Below are 21,001 nucleotides of genomic sequence, written 5' to 3'. Positions count from 1 at the left end.
TTTTATCCTTTTATATTTAAAACTAGGCTTGCGACTGCACCGCTTCTATCGTTTCTATTTTTAATGTCTACTTCGCCACCAAGAGCCTGTGCCGCACCTTTAGCTAGAAACAACCCAAGTCCAGCACCACCTTTGTCGCCATATCTTTTAAATGGGGCAAATAAATCTTTGCTCTCATCTATGCCTATTCCTTCATCTATTACTTCGACGATAAATTTATTTTTTATGAGCTTGGAGCTAATCTTAATGGTGCTATTTTTTGGTGAAAATTTAATGGCATTTTGAACAAAATTTTGCACAATGTGGGTTAGTAAGCTAGTTTGTATTTTTAGATTTAAAATTTCTGGTTTTAGGTCTAGTTTTATATTTTTTTCATCATTTTTCGCAAGTATCTCATAGTTTTTTGCAAGTTTTTTTAAAAATCCTATGACATCGGTATTTACTGGCTCTTCAAACTGAGCTCCCTCTTGGCGACCGATCTCAAGTATAGAACTTATCATCGCATTCATGCCGTTTATAGCTTCATTGTTTGATTTTAGAGCCTCGATATATTTTTCACTCTCGCGTGGCTTTAAAAGTGTAACTTCATTTTTTGTTTTCATTACAGCCAGCGGTGTTTTTAACTCATGTGCCACGCCTACAAAAAGTTCTTTTTGATATAAGACAAATGTTTGGATTCGAGAGATTAGCCTATTTATGCTCTGTCCAAGTGGTAAAAACTCATCTGGTAGACTTTTTATATCTATCTCATGAAGAAATTTTTCGTCTAAATTTGTAAGCTTGTGACTTAAAATTTTTATAGGTATTAAAAGCATTCTTGATAAAAATAGTGCATAAAAAAGCACCAAAAGTATCGCTGACACATTTACGATTATAATATCTATAAAAATTTCTTCTACTATATGAGCTTGAAGTGTAGTATCTTTTTCTAGGCTTAAATAACTGCTTTCATCAAGTTTTGTTATTAAAATAGTTTTACTTTGATCCTTTGATTTTTGTGTTACGATATATGTTTCTTTATCTTGTGGCTCGTCTGTTTTTATCGTTGCTAGGGTTTTGTTTGGATTTTCTATCGTAAATGTTTTTGAATTTAAAGGATTGAAATTCTGAGGATTTTTTTTATAAGCTTCTGCTTGATAGTTTAGCTCATTAACTACACTTTGAAAAACAGTAACCCTTATATAGTGATAAAGCATTACCGAAATAACTACAATTAGCATCATAGCACCAGATGCTAATTGTAGTATAAATCTATTCCTTAGGCTTTTTTGGGAAAACAAAATCTATATCCGCGTCTTCTAACAGTTTCAATTGTTGAAATATTTAGTGGTTTATCCATTTTTTGGCGGATTTGGTTGATAGCGACTTCAATAACGTTTGGAGTTACAAGCTCTGGCTCTTCCCATATAGCATCAAGCAGTTGCTCTTTAGATACGATCTGATCTGAGTGTCTTGCAAGGTGAGTTAAGACTTCAAAAGGTTTGCCCTTAAGCTCAATATCACGACCCAAATATGTGATTTTTTCTTCATCTGGATTGATGATGAGCTCATCGATTTTTATAATATTTGTGCCGCCAAAGCGTAGTCTTGCTTCAAGTCTAGCTACTAAGATGTCAAAATCAAATGGCTTTTTGATATAGTCATCAGCACCAGCTCTAAGTGCTTTTATTTCGCTTTCTTTGTCATCTTTTGCAGAAAGAACTACAACTGAAGTACGTGGAGATTTATGTTTGATGATGTTTATAAGATCTATGCCATCGCCATCTTGAAGCATCCAATCAGTCAAAACTAGATCGTAATTTCTGATGCCTATATAGTATTCAGCATCTTTAAAATTTTCAGAGCTATCAGTTTGATAGCCAAACTCCTGCAAGCCCTCAGCAATCGTCTTATTTAGCGTCACTTCATCTTCAACTATTAAAATACGCATTTTGCTTCCTTAAACTAAAATTTATGGGCGATTGTATCATAAATTAAGCAATATTTCAAGATAGTTTAATAAATTTTTAAAAAATAGTGTTTATTTTTGCTCCAACAACTGCATTTGGTAAAATTTCAGTTTTTAAAATTTCCATTTTAAGGCTAGTTAGTGAGCTAAATTTCTCTTTTAACGCTTTACTGGTTTCTTCAAGAGACTCTTCAACGCTTTGGAACTGTCTTTCATTATAAAAATTTTTAACAAAGTCAATAATTAAAACATAATCAATAAAGCTAGTTGAGCAAATTTCTAGATTCATTTGTACTTCTTGCTTAGCGACTCGCTCAAAATCAAGCATTCCGATGATTGTTTCAAATTTATAATCTTTAATGATCGTCGTCATCTCGCTTTTCATACGACTTTTTTCTCCTTGCCTGAAAGCAGGCGAACGATATTTGGTATGTGTTTATAAACTACTAAAAATGCGATGATTAGTATCGGAGCATGTGTGTAAATTTCATCTAGCTCCGGGTGGATTATAAAGCTTGATGCAATCAGAGCTATCAACGCACAAAGTGAAGCAAGAGAGCTAATTTTTAAAAATTTTCCGACCACAAACCAAACGACAAGAGCAATAATGATCTCAACTGGTAAGAAAAATGCTATCACGCCAGCTCCAGTTGCCACGCCTTTGCCACCTTGAAAGCCCAAAAATATAGAAAAACAATGTCCAGCCACGCTTAAAACCGCCATAGTCCAAAGCACGCTTTGGCTTGCACCAATAGAAGAGGCGACCATGAGTGGTAAAACGCCTTTTAACACGTCACAAACTATCGTTAAAATGGCTAGTTTCTTGGCTAGTTTTGGATCTTTTTGTTTTAAAACTCTTAAAACATTTGTCGCACCGATGCTCTTGCTACCTTCATTTTTTATATCGACATGCCCAAAAATTTTTGCAAGAATGAGACCAGACGGAATACTTCCAAGTAGATAACTAATGGCATAAAGTATTAAATTTTGCATATTTTACCTTTTAAATTTAATAGAAATGATAGTAAAAAAATACTAATTGTTTTATAAATCATCTCCACAAAAGTACGACTTTCTCGTCATAGATATCGCTTTTCTTTGGTGAAATTTGCGTTTCGTTTATCGTGATGTTTTTAACATCATTTGCTTCTTTTAACGCATCGCACTCTTGTGCAAATTTCTCTTCAAGTTCGCTAATGGCTAAATTTATGTCATTTACACTTTGCTCGCTAAGCTTGACGTCACTTCGCTCTTTTAAGACTCTATTTGCGCTTCTTGCGCTTGATGCGATTTTACCCGCATTTTGACGAGATAAAAGCTTGTTGCCAAATATTGCTCCCAGTATGCTAGCGCCTATATTTATGGCAGCATCAAGCCCACTTGTGGTCATCTCTTTTTGCTCTTTATCAAGCTTTGCTAGAGCCTTGTTTAGCTTGTCTTGTAAGCTTTTTCGCTCTTTTTCAAATTTTGCTGTGAGTTTTGCGGTTTGTTCTTCTAAAATTTCATTGCACTTATCTTGAAGCCTAATATAAAACTGCTCCTTTGTTTCATTGTTTTTTGAATAAATTCCCAATGCTTCAAAGGTGTTAAATTTGAAATTTCTATACAGATACTCTTTAAAATCTTTTTGGATATTGTCAAAATTTTTAGCTTTTAAAATGAAATTTGGCACGGCTGCAAAGCTTGCACCGCTTGGCTCATTTTCGCTTGCATCAACGTGCATGCCTTCGCTAGCCTCATCCCAGTTTGGCTCTTTATCATTTTCGCTAAGCTCGTAAAGGTAGCTTGCCTCACAAACGCTGTCTATGCCTTTTTTGGTGTCATAAATTCTCACCTTCGCACTTGCTAGTAAATTTGGCATGAGGCTTTTTGAGTTAGCATAAAGCTGTGTGATCGCACTTGAGATGATAGGTTTTGCGCTAAATTTCATCTCACTTTTATCTACGCCTTGGCTGCTTAAATTTTCTTTTTTATCTTTCATCAAATTTGAAATTTGCTCACGGCTTAGCGGGCCTTTTAGATAGCTAAGTGCCCAGCGCGTGGAGATGACATTTAGTCCGTCCTCATTTATATTTTTGAGTAAGAAATTTCTTTTGGCTAAATTTGATATGAGATTTTCAAGCGAGGCTTTGTCTAAGCTTGAGCCTGAGATGCCGCTTAGTCCGTCGATCACGCGGGCTTTATCCTGCGCTGTTTGGAGGCGGCCGATGAACCAAGTGCCGATGTTGCTAAGGCCTTTGTAGTCAAGATCAACCGGGTTTTGCGTGCTTAATACGCAGCCTAAACCAAATGCACGGGCTTGTTTTAAAAGCGTGAGCATAGGCGTTTTTGATGGAGGGTTTGCATTTGGCGGGAAGAAGCCAAAAATTTCATCCATATATAGGATCGCTCTAAGTGAGCTAGTGCCCTCTGTGCCGCGCATCCACGCGATGATCTCGTTTAGCAAAAGGGTGACAAAAAACATCCTCTCAGCATCATTTAGATGTGAGATCGTAAAGATATTGCACTTTGCTTTGCCGTTTTCATCAAATAGCATCTTTGAAATTTCTAGTCTAACGCCCTGCGTCCAGCCCTTAAAGCTTGGGCTTGCGATGAGCGCGTTTATCTTCATGGCAAGCTTTAGACGCTCACTGCTTGGATAGAAGGTATCGACGTCAAAAACGCCTATCTTTTTAAAAGGCGGATTTGCGATGAAATTTATGAGCTCTTCGATGCTGACGTCTTTTTGCTCTTTAAATTTAGTCTCAAATATGGTTGAGATGAGCAGCTGTTCTTTTGAGTTCATGTCCTCAGAATTTATACCAATAAGAGATAATACCGAGGCTGCAAGCGAATTTATATAGTTGCTAAAAATTTCTTCATCAGTGATATTTGGGCAGGCAAAGTCGCTAAGTAGCGCCACACCTATGCCAGCTGAGCTTTTTGGCGTGTAGATATTAAAGCTAGCGCTATCTTTTAAAATTTTTACGCGCTCAAGGTCTTGAAAGCTCGACTCTATGCCGTTTCTCCAAAGCTCGGCCTGAGCGGTGGCAAATTCCTCTACACTTTGACCTTTGTTAGCTGCTTCTGCTTCATCTATGTATGGTAAAAAATCCTCCGCTCTCATCTGCGGAAAAGTGAGGGCTAAATTTGTGATGTCGCCCTTTGGATCGATGATGATAGAAGGGATATTGTCTATGCAGGATTCTTCTAAAAGCGTGATACCAAGGCCTGTTTTACCGCTACCTGTCATACCTATGATAGCTGCGTGGGTGGTTAGATCCTTATTTTTATAAAAAAATGGTTCTTTGTCTTTTAGTCCGATATAAAAAAGTTTTAAATTTTCTTGTATTGTTTTCACTAACTGCCTTATTCGTATAAATTTATACGTGAGCGAAGCTCGTCAAGCGTCTCTTTTATGCGCTTTTGCGTAAAATCTTTTATCGTTTCATCATCATCAATGAGTTTCATACAGTATCTTATGTAGCCTTTATATGCTAGCTCTGTAACAAGTCTTAGCTTTAAAGTCACGTTTTTTACTTTATCTGGCGCAATTAAGATTTCAAAGGTCGCTTCTAGTTCTTCTCCATCTTGAAAATTTGTAGTTTGCGGGCTTAATACGCTTATGCCACCTTCAGAAACATCATAAAGGCTACCTTCGATCTTATCTTGTTTGCCTTTGATAATAGTTTTGGTAAAACGATTTGGCAAGATACGTTGGAATTTTCTTTTATATGCGTACATCGTCGTATTTCGTAAGAAATTTGAAAGAGTGACACCTTTATTGACTATATTGTAATTAACAATATCAGCGCATAATGGTTTTGAGAAAAAGTTATTTGGCAAAATAAAACCTTTACCGTCTTGCTTCATAGCTAAAATTTGCATCATATCCACGCTAAAAACGACACTATCTTCCTTAACTTCTAAAATTTCAGCCTCATATTTTATATTTAATCCATCATATAAATTTAAAAGCTCAGGCCTTACCTTGGCTTTTTTCATGCGAGTGAATGTATTGATCGGATCTTCATAAAAAAATGTTCCGGTTTCAATCATTTCTTTTGCATTTGTTTCTTGCTGGTCTTTAACGTCACATAAAATTTCTTTGATTCTTGAAACGGCATTTACGAAATAACCTACGAAGGTACTGTTGTCGCAAGAGTGACTAAAATTTAAGGTCAAATTTAAAAGTAGAAAATTGATTAATTCGTCTCTTGCGTTTGATTTTGGTATTAGATTATTTAAATCATCTTGTAGCTGCGTAGCATTTGGCTTTTGAATAAGCAGTGTATCAAAGATATTTTCAAGACAAATTTTTACCTGATCGTGCGGCACGATAAATGTTAGCTGCCTACAAAATTTGATACCGTCATCGATAAATTTATCTCTTAATTTAAGTATGCTGTCTTCGCAATTTATTACAAGCTCTTGCCTACCTTTAAAATCCATGTAGTCTCCGGAATGTTATTGATTAAAGCCAAGGCTATGATATAAAAAGTTATATTAAAAAAGTATTTAAATTTATTTGGAGAAGAAATTTCTAGGTAAAGGATACCTAGAAATTTCTATTGATTATAGTTTGCCTTCGTTGTGTGAAAGGTAGTCAGCAACACCTTCAGTGCTTGGTTTCATACCAGCATCACCTTTATTCCAGCCAGCTGGGCAAACTTCACCGTGCTCATTTGTAAATAGCATAGTATCAACCATTCTTATCATCTCATCGATATTTCTGCCAAGTGGAAGATCGTTGATAACTGCATGGCGAACAGTGCCATCTTTGTCTAGCAAGAATGAGCCACGAAGTGCTACACCAGCATCTTCTAGAAGTACGTCAAATCCGCGAGCGATTGATTTTGTCATATCAGCTACGATAGGGAAGCGAACTTTGCCAATACCGCCTTTGTTTACTGGAGTCTCTTTCCATGCAAAATGTGAAAATTGGTTGTCGCATGAAACTGCGATAACTTCGATACCACGTGACTTAAACTCGTCATATCTTTTATCAAATGCGATAATCTCGCTTGGACAAACAAAAGTAAAATCCATTGGATAGAAAAATACAACCGCGCCTTTTTCGCCAATATTTTTATAAAGATTAAAATCATTTACAATTTGATTGTTTCCTAAAACTGCTGCAGCTGTAAAATCAGGTGCTTTTTTTGTTACTAACATTTGTTCTCCTTAATAATAAATTTTATTGATTGCGAAATTATATCTATTCAAAATTAAATTTAGTTTAAACATATTTTAGAAATTTTTATTTAGTAAATTTAGTGTTATTGGAAAAAATAGAAAATGGATTTTGTTAAAAGTTGTAAAAATTTGAATTTTAAAAATTTATTAATGAGAGTATTTGAAAGAAATTAGTAAAAGCATTGCTAAAAATTTAGAAAATGAATTATTGCGATTGTTATAAATCACTAAAATTCTTTCCGCCAAATTTTAGAATCGCTGATCCCCATGTAAAGCCGCCACCAAATGCATCAAGAAGTAAAATAGAACCATTTTTGATACGGCCGTCTTCATAGGCATCATTTATAGCCATCGGAATTGAAGCAGAGCTTGTATTGCCATATTTGGCAACAGTCAAGACACATTGCTCATCTTTAAAATTTAATCTATTTTTTACTGCGTCTATTATTCTTATATTTGCTTGATGAGGTATAAAAAAATCAATATCTTCGCTTTGCATTTTGTTTGCATGCAAAATTTCTATTACGCTTTTGCTAAGTGTTTGAACTGCTATTTTAAAAACTTCATTTCCACTCATATGGATAAAATTTAGCCTTTTTTTTAGTGTTTCCTCACTGGCTGGAAATACACTCCCGCATCCTGGAGTTATTAAAAGTTCAGCTTGCTTGCCGTCACTTGCTGTATGAATATCAATGATCTCATTACCATTACTACTACTAATTACAGCTGCACCTGCTCCATCACCAAATAGTATACAAGTGCTTCTATCTGTATAGTCAACAATAGAGCTTAATTTTTCGGCTCCGATAATTAATACGTTTTTTTTGGCACCGCTAACAATGAGAGAATTTGCAAGCTCTAAAAGATAAATAAAACCGGTACAAGCCGCACTTATATCAAATGCTGTAACTCCATAATTTAAACCCAAATTTGCAGCTATTTTGCAAGCGGTAGATGGCATACAAAGATGATCTGGAGATATTGTAGCACAGATGATTGCATCGATTTGAGATTTATCAAGTCCTGAGCGTTTTATGGCTAATTCACCAGCCTTTGTACCAAGGTCACTTGTTGTTTTGTTAGTTGCAATATGCCTTTGTTCGATACCTGTTCGCTTTACTATCCATTCATCACTTGTTTCAACCATTTTCTCAAAGTCAAAATTTGTTAGAATTTTTTCTGGAATGTAAGAAGCGATAGAAATCAGTGAAGCTTTTGGCATATTTTACCTTGCAAAGTGCGAAAGTTCTTCTTCGATAACTTTATTTATATTTGAATTAGCAAATTTTATTGCTTGAAAAATTGCATTCTTTATAGCTTTTGAATTGCTTTTGCCGTGACTTATGATAACACAACCATTTACACCAAGAAGCGGTGCACCGCCATATTCGTCATAGCTAACCTGCTTTTTAAGTGTCTTAAAAACTTTTCTCATGAGTACAGAGCCAGCTATAGCAAGAGGTGATTTTCTAATTTGTTTTTTGATAATTTTACCTATAGCATCTGCAACGCCTTCACTAGTTTTTAAAAGAATATTTCCCATAAAACCATCACAAACCATTACGTCTATACTGCCATCAAAAATTTGATTACCTTCTGCATTGCCAACAAAGCTATCAAGCCTAGAAACTAATTTAAATGCTTCTTTACTAACTTCATTGCCTTTGCTCTCTTCTTCGCCATTTGACAAGAGACCAACTTTTGGCTCTTTTCTACCTAAAATTTCTTTTGCATAGGCTTCACCCATTATGGCAAATTGAAACAAATGTTCACTTCTACAATCAACATTTGCACCAACATCTAAAACTAAAGTCGCAGATTCTTTTGAATTTGGCATAAGTGTTGCAATTGCTGGACGAGATATATTTTTTAGTCTACCAATTCTTAGAGTAGCTAAGCTCATAGTTGCACCGCTATGACCAGCAGAAACTACAGCATCAACTTCCTTATTTTTTAAGAGTTCAATTGCTTTGTAGATCGTACTATCTTTTCTTTTAAGCGCATCAGTTGCGCCATCTGCCATTGAGATAACTTCGCTAGCTTCTAAAAATTCGATATTTTTTAAATAAGACTGTGGAATGAGTGGTTTGATGACATTGCTATCGCCAACTAATACAGCTTTAAATTCTGTCTCTTTTAGTGCATCAATAACACCAGATATTATAGGATCTGCACCAAAATCACCACCCATAGCATCGATAGCAATGCGAATCATATTTTAATATTCACCTGTAGTTTTGTTTATGCGGTGAGGCATTTTCCAAGAACCATCTTTGTCTTTTACAGGTACTGGAAGTGTAACTTTATAATGTGTTCTGCGTTTTGCTGCACGAGAATGACTCACTCTTCGCTTTGGTACTGCCATTTTTACTCTCCTTTATAAATTTTTACATTTTTCACAATAGAAATAATCACTCTTAAAAGCTTCTAGCTCGCTCTCAAGGACTTCTTTTAAATCAATATTGCCATCAAAAAATTCCATCGTATCGCTAAGCTCATTTTCGCTATCTTTATAGATACCATCGCTTAAATTTAGCTCTACATCTTGATCAATAGGTAGCATAAATACTTCACCACATCGATCGCAAATATAATTTATATTCCCTTTTATCTTACCTTGGCATTTTACCAAAAAAGGGTCTTTTCTTTTTAAAATTCCACTAAAAACTAAATTATCATTTCCTGCTAGCTCAAAGCTTATATCTTTGTTTGCTATTTTAGAAAAAGATATAATCAATTTTCTTGACCTAAAGTTAGCAAATTTCTCTTGAAGCAAAGAAGAAATTTATTTCATTCACAGCATTTTCTAGGCTATCACTTCCGTGAACCGCATTTGCATCAATGCTATCAGCAAAATCAGCTCTTATAGTGCCAGGAGCTGCTTCTTTTGGGTTAGTTGCACCCATTAGCTCGCGGTTTTTAGCAACTGCATTGTCGCCCTCTAAAACCATAACCACAACTGGCCCGCTTATCATAAATTCGACTAGATCGTTGAAGAAAGGTCTATCTTTATGAACTGCATAAAATGCTTTTGCGTCGCATTTGCTAAGTTGGATTTTCTTTGCAGCTGCGATCCTTAGGCCGTTACTTTCAAATCTATCTATAATTTTTCCAACAACATTTTTCTTAACAGCATCAGGCTTAATAATAGAAAGTGTTCTTTGCATAAATTTTTCCTTAAATCTAGGTTATTTAAATTGAAGTTGGCAATTATATCAAATAAAGCTTAAAAATAAAATAGGCTCAATTTGAGCCTAAAAATTTATAAATATAAATTTATTGAATAACTGGAATAGAGCCATTGCGTGCATCAGCACCGATCTGATCGCGCGAAGGTTGTCCTGCTACAACAGCGTCCCATACGATACAACCATCAGTTGGACAGGCAGATGCACAGGCTGGCTCATCGTTATAGCCTACACATTCAACACATTTATTTGAATAAACATAGTATGTATCTGCTCCAGTTGGGTTGTCGCTATCATCAACGATGGCTGAAACCGGGCATTCATCAATACATGAACCACAGCTTATGCATATATCAGTTATTTTTACAGACATTTTTTCTCCTTAGGTTAAAATTTGGCGTAGAATATCAAAAAAAGCTGAAAATGATATAAATAAGCCCTTAAATTTAACTACGATCTTAAATTTTAGAAAAACTACTTTATAAATCTTTTATCACTTTTAGACTAAATTTACAGATTAAAATTTTAAAAAGGTTGTATAAATTTAATGAACGATATTATTGAAATAACTGGCGCAAGAGAACATAACTTAAAAAATATAAATCTTAAAATTCCTAAAAATAAATTAGTGGTTTTTACCGGTCTTAGCGGAAGCGGCAAAAGTACGCTAGCCTTTGACACGCTTTATGCTGAGGGGCAAAGAAGATATATGGAGAGCCTTAGCAGCTATGCTAGGCAGTTTTTAGATCGCGTTGGCAAGCCTGACGTCGATAAGATCGAGGGTTTAACGCCTGCTATCGCGATCGATCAAAAGACGACTTCTAAAAACCCTCGCTCAACGGTTGGTACGATTACTGAAATTTATGACTATCTAAGGCTTTTATACGCAAGGGTCGGCGTTCAACACTGCCATAAATGTGGCAAACCTATCTCAAAAATGAGTGCGAGTGACATCATAAATGAAATTTCAAAACTCCCGCTTGGCGCAAAAGTAATCATTTATGCGCCGCTAGTGCGTGAGAAAAAGGGCACATGGGCGGACTTGATCGAAAATTTACGTCAAAAAGGCTTTGTAAGAGCGCAGATAGATGGCGTAGTGGTGAGGCTTGATGAAGAGATCGAGCTTGCAAAAACAAAAAAACACACGATAAAGGTCATCGTTGATAGGATCGCTATCGATGAGCAAAATCACGAACGCCTTGCAAGCGACGTGGAAAAGGCGCTAAATGAGAGCTTTGGAGAGGTTGAGATAGAGATCGCAAATGCTGATGAGCTGGGACTTAAAGAGAGTTTTATACATTACAGCGAGCACATGGCTTGTTTTGACTGCAAAATTTCATTTACACCGCTTGAGCCACTAAGCTTTAGCTTTAACTCGCCAAAGGGCGCTTGCGAGCACTGCGACGGACTTGGCATAAGGTATAGCCTAGACATGAGCAAGATCATTGACGAGGAAAAGTCGATAGAAAACGGTGCGATCAAGCTACTTTACGGCTACAATATGAGCTATTACTATAAATTTTTACTTGCTTTTTGTGAGCAAAATGAGATCGACATTAAAAAGCCATATTGCGAGCTTAGTGAAGATGAAAAGAGGCTAGTTTTATATGGCAACGTCAAGGAGGTTTCGTTTTTTTGGAAGAGAAACAAACTACTTAGAAAATTTGATGGTGTGGTTAAAATTTCACACGGGCTCTTGAAGGATTACAAAGACTTTGACGAGTATATGAGTGAGAAAATTTGTGACGCTTGTAACGGACATAGACTAAAGCCTCAAAGCTTAGCGGTCAAGGTCGCTGGCCTTGGGCTTGGTGAAATTTTGGATATGAGCATAGAAAACTGCACCGCTTTTTTCTCAAACGAGAAAAATTTTACCTATCTTAGCGACTACGACAAGGCGATCGCAAAGCCTATCTTAAAAGAGATCAACGAAAGGCTTTTCTTTTTATACGACGTGGGACTTGGCTACTTGTCGCTTGGGCGAGATGCTAGGACGATCAGCGGCGGCGAGGCGCAGCGCATCAGGATAGCGAGCCAGATAGGAAGCGGGCTAAGTGGCGTCATGTACGTGCTTGATGAGCCAAGTATCGGCCTTCATGAGCGAGATACTCTAAAACTCATAAAAACGCTTAGAAATTTACAAGCCAAAGGCAACTCCGTAATCGTCGTCGAGCATGATAAAAAGACGATAGAGGAGGCTGACTATATCGTAGATATCGGCCCTGGAGCTGGTAAATTTGGCGGTAACGTGATCTTTGCTGGTAGCCCAAAAGAGCTTCTAGGCTCAAACACCCAGACTGCCCTATATATAAATGGTAAGAAAAAGATCGACTACCAAAAAAATAGAAAAGCTGAAAAGTGGCTTGAAATTTCAAATGTAAATATCAATAACATCTCAAATTTAACCACTAAATTTCCGCTTAGAAACCTTGTAGGCGTCACAGGCGTTTCAGGATCTGGCAAGAGCTCGCTAATACTTCAGACCTTGCTTCCAGAGGCGCAGGAGCAGCTAAATAGAGCCAAAAAAGTGAAAAAAATAGCTGGGGTAAATTTAAGTGGACTTGAGAATTTAGACAAGGTCATATACCTCGATCAAAGCCCGATCGGCCGCACTCCACGATCAAATCCAGCGACATATACCGGCGTGATGGACGAGATAAGAAATTTGTTTGCACAGACCAAAGAGGCAAAGCTTAGAGGCTATAAAATAGGGCGCTTTAGCTTCAATGTCAAAGGTGGGCGCTGTGAGAAGTGCCAAGGTGAGGGCGAGATCACTATTGAGATGCACTTTTTACCTGATATAAACGTGGTTTGTGACGTTTGTAATGGTGCTAGATATAACGCTCAAACTTTGGAAATTTTATACAAAGGCAAAAACATCGCCGAAGTGCTAAATATGAGTATAGATGAGGCGGTTGAGTTTTTCAAAGCTGTGCCAAAGATCTCTTCAAAGCTCACCACGCTGCAAGACGTGGGGCTTGGCTACATAACGCTTGGACAAAATGCAGTCACACTTAGTGGCGGCGAGGCGCAGCGCGTGAAGCTAGCAAAAGAGCTTAGTAGAAGTGATACCGGAAATACACTTTACATCCTTGATGAACCAACGACGGGGCTTCATTTTGCCGATGTTGATAGGCTAGTAAAGGTGCTAAATCACTTAGTTGATCTTGGAAATTCAGTCTTTGTGATCGAGCATAATATGGATGTTATCAAAAACTGCGACTATATCGTCGATATGGGGCCAGAAGGCGGTGCAAAGGGCGGTAAAGTGATAGCGTGCGGCAGTGTAAAAGAAGTAGCTAAAAATTATAAAAAAACTGGTAGCTACACTGGAGAATTTCTAGCACAAGAGCTTGAGGAAATGAAGAAAAAGTAAAAATTTGGCTCAACCATTTCTTTATAAAATTTGAAACGGTTGATATACAGTGTGGTATTAACTAATTTTTGATGTTGCTTTCTTATCTATGGTGCTTAAAGCCAGAGCCCAAAATAGTAGCATTAAAAGGGCATTTTCATGGTGAAATGTTGTATTTGCAAGTGAAATTATATTATTAGCCATAAGCATTAAAAGTGCAAGAAAAACTATGCTATTTTGTCTAAAATTTTTAATGAATTTTATAAAGAGTGATAGTTGAAACACCAAATATGAAAGCAAGGCAACGATGCCCTTTTCTGTTAAAAATGTTAAAAAGGTATTGTGTGCGTGACCAACATGAACTTCAACATTGCCTGGAAAATATTTTGTTATATCAATAATCCTAAATTCACCAGAACCTATCCCAAACAAAGGACATTCTAACCATGTATAAAATGCGCTAGCAAAGATTGGATATCTAGTCTCTGATCCAGTGACCCCCTTTGTTAGTTGACTATAGAATCTTTGATCTTGAGTAATATTCGTTGATATATATATATAAGAAATAGCTATTATGCTAAACAAAATTATCAAGCCTAATAAAAATTTTATTTTTATCTGTTTATTTAAAATTTCAAAAAGCAAGTAAGTAAAAATAATGATTGGTAAAAGATACATTGTAGCTCTAGAGCCAGCTATCATTATTCCAAGGACGCAAATTCCGGCAACACTTATGCCTATATACTTTTCAAAAATTTCTTTGCTATTTATCGAAACTAATGCTACACAAAAAACTAGCAGCATAAAAATAGCGCTATGATTTACGTGTCCTATTGATTTAAGCTCAAAAAGTGCTAAAGGATCATTTGAAGTGAATTTTTCTACACAAGCAGGGATAAATGCAGCAATCAAACCAGCAAATAAGGCAAAAAATAAAATTTTAAAATTTATTTTTTCTATGCCAACACTTCTGGCTACAAAGAAAAATAGCATACACCTTAGCGGATCAAGCGCTCTTGATGCAGAAACTCCATTTATCAAGCAGCTTATAAAAGTAGCCAAAACAAAGATAAAAAGCGAGATATTTATGAGATCAAATTTAAATTGCTTTTTTTCTTTGACGCAAATATAAATTCCAACCAAGACAAAAAGTGTAAGTGAAATTTGTTTTAAACCCTCAGTTACTGGCAGTGTAAATAAGACAATAACTAAAAAGAGATTGTAGAGCTTAGAGGCAATGTCGTTTTTCATGCAGATCCTTTAAATTTTAAGTGGACATTTTATCATTGCTGAACTAAAAATAATATACAATTAAACAAAAATTAAAAGGAAATATCGTGCCTGATGTGAAAATAAGCTTTGTAGTGCCTGTTTTTAACAAAAAAGAGCACATTAGGGATTGTTTAAATTCGCTTATATCTCAAGACATGGATGATATTGAGATTATAGTTATTAATGATGGAAGTACTGATAATACGCTAGAAATATTAGAAGAATATAAAGATAAAATAATATTAAAAACAAAGAGCAATGCTGGTGTTAGTGCTGCCAGAAATGACGGTATATTGCTAGCTAGTGGCAAATATACTATCTGCGTAGATGCTGATGACTATGTGGAAAAAGATTATGCTTCATGCGTTTATGATATCGCAGAAAAATTTGATGCCGACATAGTGATAACAGATATGTGTAAGGTCTATGATTATAAAAAGCTCCTTTTTAAGGATTTTGAGACAAAAGAGGATGGCGTAATCGATAAAAACGAGTATTTAAAAAGGCTTTTAGCCTCAAGGCACAACAAAGTCTTGCATAATGCGGCAAACAAGGCGATTAGGACTAAAATTTTAAAAGAAAATTTATTTCCAGTTGGGATCACACAAGCTGAAGATTTTCACACTGTAGTGAGAAATGTTATCGCTTCAAAAACTCTTATAAAGCTAAATAAGGCTTTTTATTGCTATAAGATAGGAGACAACAACACTGCTGGCTTTGAAAAGCTAAAAGCTGTGATGGATCATAAATTTGTTTATGATGACATAATCTCAATTTTAAAAAACAAAAATTTAGCTCTTGAAATGGTGCCAGATCTAGAGCTTAGAAAGATAAAAAGCGTCTATATGCCAGCCATTTTGGCAAGACCAAATCTTAAAAATAGTAGCTATGCAAAGGCACTTGATCTTTTTTATGCAGATATTGATAGTATCATAAACTCAGCTGGTTTTTCAAAGCTTAGACTAAAGCAGAGAATTTTGCTTAAAGTGCTAAAAAATATAAAATCGTACGAAAATGTATCAAAAATTTTAAAAATCTTTAATACAATAAATGGCTTTTTGTCAAATAAAAAAATGAAAGAATTTAAAGAGTAGAAAATGATAAATATACTTGAGCTTGAAAGCTCTCTTGGATTTGGTGGGCAAGAACACCGTACACAGCGTGTGATAAATGGGCTAGATAAGAGTAAATTTAAGGTTTTTTATGGGCTAAATCCTGGCTCAAAAAGTTTTGAGAAGCAAATAGAGTGTGAATTCGTTGAGTTTAATCTCAAAAAGTCTTTTAATATCTTTGAAATTTTAAAAATTTGCAAATTTGTAAAGCAAAATAATATAAAAATTATCTCGACTCACTCAGGCAAAGACGGCACCATAGGCGCTATCGTGGGCAAAATTTGTGGCGTTAGTGTAGTTCGTACTAGGCATTTGCAGCTACCTATAACATCGCCCTTACCTTACAACCTAAGTACAAAAGTAGTCGGCGTTTGCAACTCAGTTTGCGCTGATCTTATCAAAAGAGGCGTGAAAAAGGAAAAAGTCTTCAAAATTTATACAGGTATCGATACGCAAAAGTACACACCAGAATTTAAGATAAATATGAAAAAAGAATTTGGCTTAAATGACGACGTAGTTGGAGTTTGCATCGTTGCAGTGTTAAGGGCAGCTAAAAATCATAAGCTATTAATCGATGCATTTAGCGAGTTAAATTTAGAAAAATCAGCCCTTTTTATCGTAGGTGATGGCCCACAAAATAAAAATTTACACGAATATATAAAAGATAAAAAAAATATCTTTATGCTTGGCAACAGAACCGATGTGAGCGATTTTTTGGGCTCTCTTGATATTTGTGTATTGCCTTCAGAGATGGAGGCTATCGGCGGAGCGCTGCTTGAAGCATCTTCGTGTAAGCTGGCTACCATCGGAAGCGACGTGGGCGGTCTTGGCGAGGCTGTGAGTAATGGCAAAAGTGGATTTTTATTTCAAAATGGCGATAAAGAGGGGCTAAAAAAAGTGCTTGAAAGGCTCATTTTAGATGAAAATTTAAGAAAGCAGATGGGTGAGTTTGGCAGAGAGTACGTAAAAGAGGTTTTTAGTATCGAAAAAATGATAGAAAACACGCAAAATTTATATATGGAACTTGCAAAATGAGCGTAACAGTTTTAATGTATCATCATGTGCTTAAAAAAAGCGGGTTTATTGCAAGTAGTGTAGATGAGTTTAGAGATCAGATGAAATTTTTGGCTCAAAATGGCTACAAATCGCTAAGTTCGGCTGAGTTTGTTGCATATAAAAAAGGCGAGCTTAGCGTGCCTAAAAAGAGTGTCTTTATCACATTTGATGATGGCTGGAAGGATAATTTTGTCTACGCATATCCTATTATCAAGGAATTTAATCTTAAAGCGACTATTTTTCTAGTTGCTGGCTGGATAGAGCAGGCGAGTAGAAAAGGTGGCGAGTTTATAGAGCTAGATCATAACGAATACAAAAATGCTGCACTAACTAGGCCTGAAGATGTATTTTTAAACTACGAGGAAATAGCAAAGATGAAAGAGTGCTTTGACTTTCACTCGCATACTTATACGCATTTTGATGATTATTTTGGTATTTGTGAGATGAAAGAAAATTTTACAAAATGCAAAGAATTTATGTATAAAAATTTTGGCTTTGATGACAAGCTACTTTGCTGGCCAAGAGGTAAATTTAATGATGAGCTAAAAAATGTGGCAAAAAGCGTTGGCTATGAGGTTTTTTTTACAACAAAGCGTGGGATAAATAAACCTGACGGTGTACTTGATGATATAAGGCGCATAGCTGTAAAAAAAGATGCAAGCTGGCTAAAAAAGACGCTATTTATCTATCAAAATGACTTTTTAGGCTCACTATATTCAACACTAAAATCTTAGGAGAAATTTTTATTTTGTAAAAATTCTCTCATTTTTAGCAATATGTTTTTCGTAAAATCTTGAAATCTTGTATGAGAAATCTTTATTACATTTTTTAAAAAGAGAATTTATCCTATCTTTTTGCTTTCTTTGCATCTCTAAAGTAGAGTTGTTAAGCTCGTCTGGATGAGAAAAGATATTGCTAAAATACATTTTAAGCCCCGTATTTCTTAAAATAGCCTCCCATTTATCGGCCCCATAAAGACCATCTTTATAAAAATCAAGTAGAGATTTTGCACTTTTTCTAGTTAAGATATAGGCTGCTGTCCTATAAATACTGCTATATGAGTATGGTGAGATAAGATATAAATTTTCTTTTATTTTTTTGCCAAAAGCACGAAATCTACTATTTAATCCATCTTGCACACCGCATATCAAAATGCTATCACTACTTATATCTTTGCATAGCAAAAAGGCCTCATTTATTAATTCGTCATTTCCAATAACATCATCCTCTAATATTAAAGTAAATTCTGTGTCGCCTTGTAAAAAATCCTCATAAGCTTTTATGTGTGACATTGTGCATGCTAGCTCACCTGGTGTCGCAATTAATGGCGGTATTTTAAATTTATAATCTTCATCACAAGATTTTAACAAGCAATCTATCATGGCGCTGTAATACTCATTGACACTAAAATTTTAGCATCAACCGCATCTATTATTTTAAATTCATCATATCTGTTAAATTGTCTTTGTAAATTTTCTCTTCGCTCTTCATCTCTTTTTAATGATATTACATAGACGGGATTATTCATTTTTTGCTCCAACTTTTAAGCCAAATTCTAACTTGACTTTATATGTAAGGCCTGCTAGATCAAGCTCTTTTTTATTTATATGTTTTTGTGTTTTGATTAAATCGTCACTAGAATTTCTTTTATAAATTCCAGCGATTCGAGCTTCTTCATCAGCGTTTAAAATACAAAGAATGTCACATTTACTTATACGTAAGAGTGGATTTGCGCTTACGTATATTACGACTTTTACAAACGGCATGATAAATTTAAAAAATGGCTTTAACTCATCTTGATGATCGCTTTTGATTTTTATCTTTGGACGAACTATAAATAAATTTAGACTCATTACATCATCATCGATTACAGCGATTTGATAAGGCTTAAAGTTTTTAAATCCATTTTTTCTAATTTGTTTTGCAAGTGTACTTTTGCCACTACCGTGAAGCCCAGTAAGAGCGATTAAGACTCGTTTTTTATATTTTAAAATTTCTTTACAAGCCTCGTTTAATGCTCCAAGCATTATTTATAGCCTCTATTTCTAAAATTTGAATATAAATTTCCTAGCACCGGCGTTGAATATATAAAAAGCTTCTTTTTAACCCTAAAAATGTAGTCACTCTCGCTCTTTGCATTGTTTGATATGTCTATGCGTCTTATCTTAAATTTATCATCTCCTACGCAAAATCCACCATCTATCACACTAAAAGCAAAGTCATAATACTCTCTTACAACTTTTAGTGAAAGCTCGTTAAAGTGCCCTTTGGGAAAGCAAAAGCCAAATTCTTGTTTTTCGGGAAATAGCTCTTTTATCTTAGCCAGCGAGCTAGAAAATTCCTCTCTTAATTTTACTTCATCGTTGCTCTTGCAAGAAAAGTGGCTCGCTGTATGGCTATCAAACTCAAAAAGTCCGCTCTCTTGCATCTGTCTGATCTCGTCTAAATTTAAAAAATACTCCGCATCTTTTTCATAGTCTATTTCTTTATGTTTTTTAAATACAAAGTCGTAGTCTTGCCTTTTAAAATCCTTGATCTTATCTGTTATCAAAAAGCAAACGGCTGGGATATTTAGCTCTTTTAAGATAGGAAATGCAAATTTATAATTGTCAAAATATCCATCATCAAAGGTTAGTAAAATGCTCTTTTTGGAGGCTTTTGACCTGCTGGCAACGATATCTTTAAACTGGCCATAATTTATAAATTTATAGCCCTCATCAAGCGCCATAAGAAGCGCTTTTTTAAATAGCTCTGGTTTAATGGCAAAGTCATTTTCATTGTTATTGCAGTGGTGCATCGTTAGCACGCAAACTGGGTAGTTCATTTTTGCTCCAGTAAATTTTTAATAGCTTCTTTTAGCGCCTTGTGGCTAAAGTTTTCATCCACAAATTTAAAGGCGTTTTGTGAGTAAATTTTGGCTTTTTCAGGCTCATTTATCAGCTCTAAAATGCACTCTTTTAGTGAAATTTCATCTAAATTTCTAGCACAAAGCCCACGCTCTTTATCTTTAACTAGCACGTTCATCGGCGCGTTATCATAGACTACAACTGGCACTTTTGAGCTCATCGCCTCAAGCAAAACTGTGCCAAGCCCCTCAGAGTGCGAAGCAAATACGTAGATATCAAAGCTTTTTATAACGTTTGCCGCGTCATTTCTAAAGCCAGTGAAGATGATCTTATCTTTTTTGCTAAAAATCGAGGCAATCTCATTTTTTATGCTTTCGCTGATATTTCCTGCAAAAACTATTGTGGCGTCCTTCTCTTTTAAAATCTCTTTTGCTGCATTTGCAAAGTCGTAGACACCTTTCTTGCGGTAAAGCGAAGTAAATGTACCGATAACTAGCTCATCTTGAGATATATTAAACTTATCTCTAAATGTGCTTTTTGTATCATCTATCGCCTCCACATCGACTGTACTTGGCATAAAAACTAGCTTATCTTCGCTAACGCCGATGCTTAGCAGGTACTCTTTGACACTATCTGAGATGTATAAAATTTTATCAAATAGTCTTTTGTACATTAGTTTTGAAAGAAAGCCTTTTATAGGAAAAAGATTATGCCTTTCCTTGTAAAATTTAACGCCCCTTTTGCGGTAAAAAAGCCCAGCTATGGCCCCAACCCAGCTATCAGTCGAGCCATGTGTGATTACGATATCTATCTTGTTTGAGCTTATAGCTTCGCAAAGTACTGGTACACTTTTATGAAAATTTTTCTTATTCATCTCTTGTGCTATAACACTAAAGTCTTCTTCTTTTGCAATGCTTTCTATCTGAGAATTTGGGTTGCAAAAAAGTATGACATTATGACCTATCTTGCGCATAAAACGCATCTCGTTTAGCGTCTTATTTTGCTCGCCACCCCAGTTAAAAAGTGTCTGCGTGTGAAGAATATTCATC

The 21,001-nt window shown here is 35.5% G+C and carries 23 protein-coding genes; 4 read left to right on the top strand and 19 right to left on the bottom strand.

The features are described from left to right. Positions 1–2: 2 nt before the first annotated feature. The 13 genes from CVT15_RS07515 to CVT15_RS07455 form a co-directional block, all read right to left on the bottom strand. Entirely contained in the window at positions 3–1,220 is a 1,218-nt protein-coding gene (locus CVT15_RS07515) for a sensor histidine kinase (protein ID WP_180998540.1), read from the bottom strand. Between the two features lie 38 nt (positions 1,221–1,258). Further along, positions 1,259–1,930: a homeostatic response regulator transcription factor HsrA gene (gene hsrA / locus CVT15_RS07510; RefSeq protein ID WP_021091657.1), complete on the bottom strand. Its 672-nt coding sequence runs from the start codon at positions 1,928–1,930 to the stop codon at positions 1,259–1,261. Between the two features lie 76 nt (positions 1,931–2,006). After that, complete coding sequence (locus tag CVT15_RS07505) at positions 2,007–2,333, bottom strand: dihydroneopterin aldolase (RefSeq protein WP_021091633.1); 327 nt, start codon at positions 2,331–2,333, stop codon at positions 2,007–2,009. Beyond that, positions 2,330–2,941 (bottom strand): glycerol-3-phosphate 1-O-acyltransferase PlsY, encoded by a 612-nt coding sequence (plsY, locus tag CVT15_RS07500; RefSeq protein WP_103576989.1) that lies wholly within the window; start codon positions 2,939–2,941, stop codon positions 2,330–2,332. Before plsY ends, CVT15_RS07505 begins: the two co-directional genes overlap by 4 nt. A 58-nt stretch (positions 2,942–2,999) precedes the next feature. Next, entirely contained in the window at positions 3,000–5,288 is a 2,289-nt protein-coding gene (locus CVT15_RS07495; RefSeq protein ID WP_103576988.1) for a helicase HerA domain-containing protein, read from the bottom strand. Positions 5,289–5,296: 8 nt separating this feature from the next. Continuing rightward, positions 5,297–6,379 carry a PilZ domain-containing protein gene (locus CVT15_RS07490; RefSeq protein WP_103576987.1) on the bottom strand — a complete coding sequence of 361 codons (1,083 nt, stop codon included), beginning with the start codon at positions 6,377–6,379 and terminating at the stop codon, positions 5,297–5,299. Between the two features lie 123 nt (positions 6,380–6,502). Continuing rightward, positions 6,503–7,102, bottom strand: coding sequence for a peroxiredoxin (locus CVT15_RS07485; protein WP_021091673.1), 600 nt, complete (start codon positions 7,100–7,102; stop codon positions 6,503–6,505). Positions 7,103–7,340: 238 nt separating this feature from the next. Beyond that, positions 7,341–8,345, bottom strand: a complete 1,005-nt coding sequence (locus tag CVT15_RS07480) for a beta-ketoacyl-ACP synthase III (protein WP_107898038.1) — start codon at positions 8,343–8,345, stop codon at positions 7,341–7,343. A 3-nt stretch (positions 8,346–8,348) separates the two neighbouring features. Next, a complete protein-coding gene (plsX, locus tag CVT15_RS07475) occupies positions 8,349–9,338 on the bottom strand; it encodes a phosphate acyltransferase PlsX (RefSeq protein ID WP_103576340.1) in 990 nt (329 codons plus the stop codon). A 3-nt stretch (positions 9,339–9,341) separates the two neighbouring features. Next, positions 9,342–9,488, bottom strand: a complete 147-nt coding sequence (gene rpmF / locus CVT15_RS07470; protein WP_002942540.1) for a 50S ribosomal protein L32 — start codon at positions 9,486–9,488, stop codon at positions 9,342–9,344. Positions 9,489–9,500: 12 nt separating this feature from the next. Continuing rightward, complete coding sequence (locus CVT15_RS07465) at positions 9,501–9,860, bottom strand: hypothetical protein (protein WP_103576339.1); 360 nt, start codon at positions 9,858–9,860, stop codon at positions 9,501–9,503. A gap of 16 nt (positions 9,861–9,876) precedes the next feature. Beyond that, complete coding sequence (gene ndk / locus CVT15_RS07460; protein ID WP_087577781.1) at positions 9,877–10,290, bottom strand: nucleoside-diphosphate kinase; 414 nt, start codon at positions 10,288–10,290, stop codon at positions 9,877–9,879. Between the two features lie 109 nt (positions 10,291–10,399). Then, positions 10,400–10,684, bottom strand: a complete 285-nt coding sequence (locus tag CVT15_RS07455; RefSeq protein WP_021091598.1) for an NADH-quinone oxidoreductase subunit I — start codon at positions 10,682–10,684, stop codon at positions 10,400–10,402. Between the two features lie 174 nt (positions 10,685–10,858). Here CVT15_RS07455 and uvrA point away from each other — a divergent pair, with 174 nt between their 5' ends. Next, positions 10,859–13,687 (top strand): excinuclease ABC subunit UvrA, encoded by a 2,829-nt coding sequence (gene uvrA, locus CVT15_RS07450; RefSeq protein WP_107898039.1) that lies wholly within the window; start codon positions 10,859–10,861, stop codon positions 13,685–13,687. Between the two features lie 57 nt (positions 13,688–13,744). Here uvrA and CVT15_RS07445 read toward each other — a convergent pair whose 3' ends face one another. Next, positions 13,745–14,707: an O-antigen ligase family protein gene (locus CVT15_RS07445; protein ID WP_223154215.1), complete on the bottom strand. Its 963-nt coding sequence runs from the start codon at positions 14,705–14,707 to the stop codon at positions 13,745–13,747. Positions 14,708–15,003: 296 nt separating this feature from the next. On the opposite strand from CVT15_RS07445, the gene CVT15_RS07440 reads away from it, so the two are divergent. Genes CVT15_RS07440 through CVT15_RS07430 form a run of 3 tightly spaced genes read left to right on the top strand, consistent with a single transcriptional unit; the run spans position 15,004 to position 17,840 of the window. Beyond that, positions 15,004–16,032, top strand: a complete 1,029-nt coding sequence (locus tag CVT15_RS07440) for a glycosyltransferase family 2 protein (protein ID WP_159070241.1) — start codon at positions 15,004–15,006, stop codon at positions 16,030–16,032. Between the two features lie 3 nt (positions 16,033–16,035). Beyond that, on the top strand, positions 16,036–17,085 hold the full coding sequence (locus tag CVT15_RS07435) for a glycosyltransferase family 4 protein (RefSeq protein ID WP_103576335.1): 1,050 nt from the start codon (positions 16,036–16,038) through the stop codon (positions 17,083–17,085). After that, complete coding sequence (locus tag CVT15_RS07430; protein ID WP_103576334.1) at positions 17,082–17,840, top strand: polysaccharide deacetylase family protein; 759 nt, start codon at positions 17,082–17,084, stop codon at positions 17,838–17,840. The genes CVT15_RS07435 and CVT15_RS07430 overlap by 4 nt, the downstream gene beginning before the upstream one ends. A 9-nt stretch (positions 17,841–17,849) precedes the next feature. On the opposite strand, the gene CVT15_RS07425 is transcribed toward CVT15_RS07430, so the two are convergent. From CVT15_RS07425 to CVT15_RS07410, 5 genes are read right to left on the bottom strand one after another with little or no spacing between them, the layout of a single operon-like run. Next, positions 17,850–18,488, bottom strand: a complete 639-nt coding sequence (locus tag CVT15_RS07425) for a glycosyltransferase family 25 protein (RefSeq protein ID WP_198426210.1) — start codon at positions 18,486–18,488, stop codon at positions 17,850–17,852. After that, positions 18,485–18,634, bottom strand: coding sequence for a glycosyltransferase family 25 protein (locus tag CVT15_RS10175; protein ID WP_198426209.1), 150 nt, complete (start codon positions 18,632–18,634; stop codon positions 18,485–18,487). Before CVT15_RS10175 ends, CVT15_RS07425 begins: the two co-directional genes overlap by 4 nt. Next, positions 18,627–19,133 carry a hypothetical protein gene (locus tag CVT15_RS07420; protein WP_107898040.1) on the bottom strand — a complete coding sequence of 169 codons (507 nt, stop codon included), beginning with the start codon at positions 19,131–19,133 and terminating at the stop codon, positions 18,627–18,629. Before CVT15_RS07420 ends, CVT15_RS10175 begins: the two co-directional genes overlap by 8 nt. Further along, on the bottom strand, positions 19,133–19,930 hold the full coding sequence (locus tag CVT15_RS07415; RefSeq protein WP_103576332.1) for a polysaccharide deacetylase family protein: 798 nt from the start codon (positions 19,928–19,930) through the stop codon (positions 19,133–19,135). Before CVT15_RS07415 ends, CVT15_RS07420 begins: the two co-directional genes overlap by 1 nt. Continuing rightward, the gene (locus CVT15_RS07410; RefSeq protein WP_103576331.1) at positions 19,927–21,000 is read right to left on the bottom strand and encodes a glycosyltransferase family 4 protein; all 1,074 of its coding nucleotides are present in this window, start codon (positions 20,998–21,000) and stop codon (positions 19,927–19,929) included. The genes CVT15_RS07415 and CVT15_RS07410 overlap by 4 nt, the downstream gene beginning before the upstream one ends. Between the last annotated feature and the right edge of the window lies 1 nt (position 21,001).

The sequence above is a fragment of the Campylobacter concisus genome (assembly GCF_003048595.2).
GTDB classification, from domain to species: Bacteria; Campylobacterota; Campylobacteria; order Campylobacterales; family Campylobacteraceae; genus Campylobacter_A; species Campylobacter_A concisus_L.
Note: the sequence above shows the minus strand (reverse complement) of the source record. Positions and strands in the feature narration are given on the sequence as shown.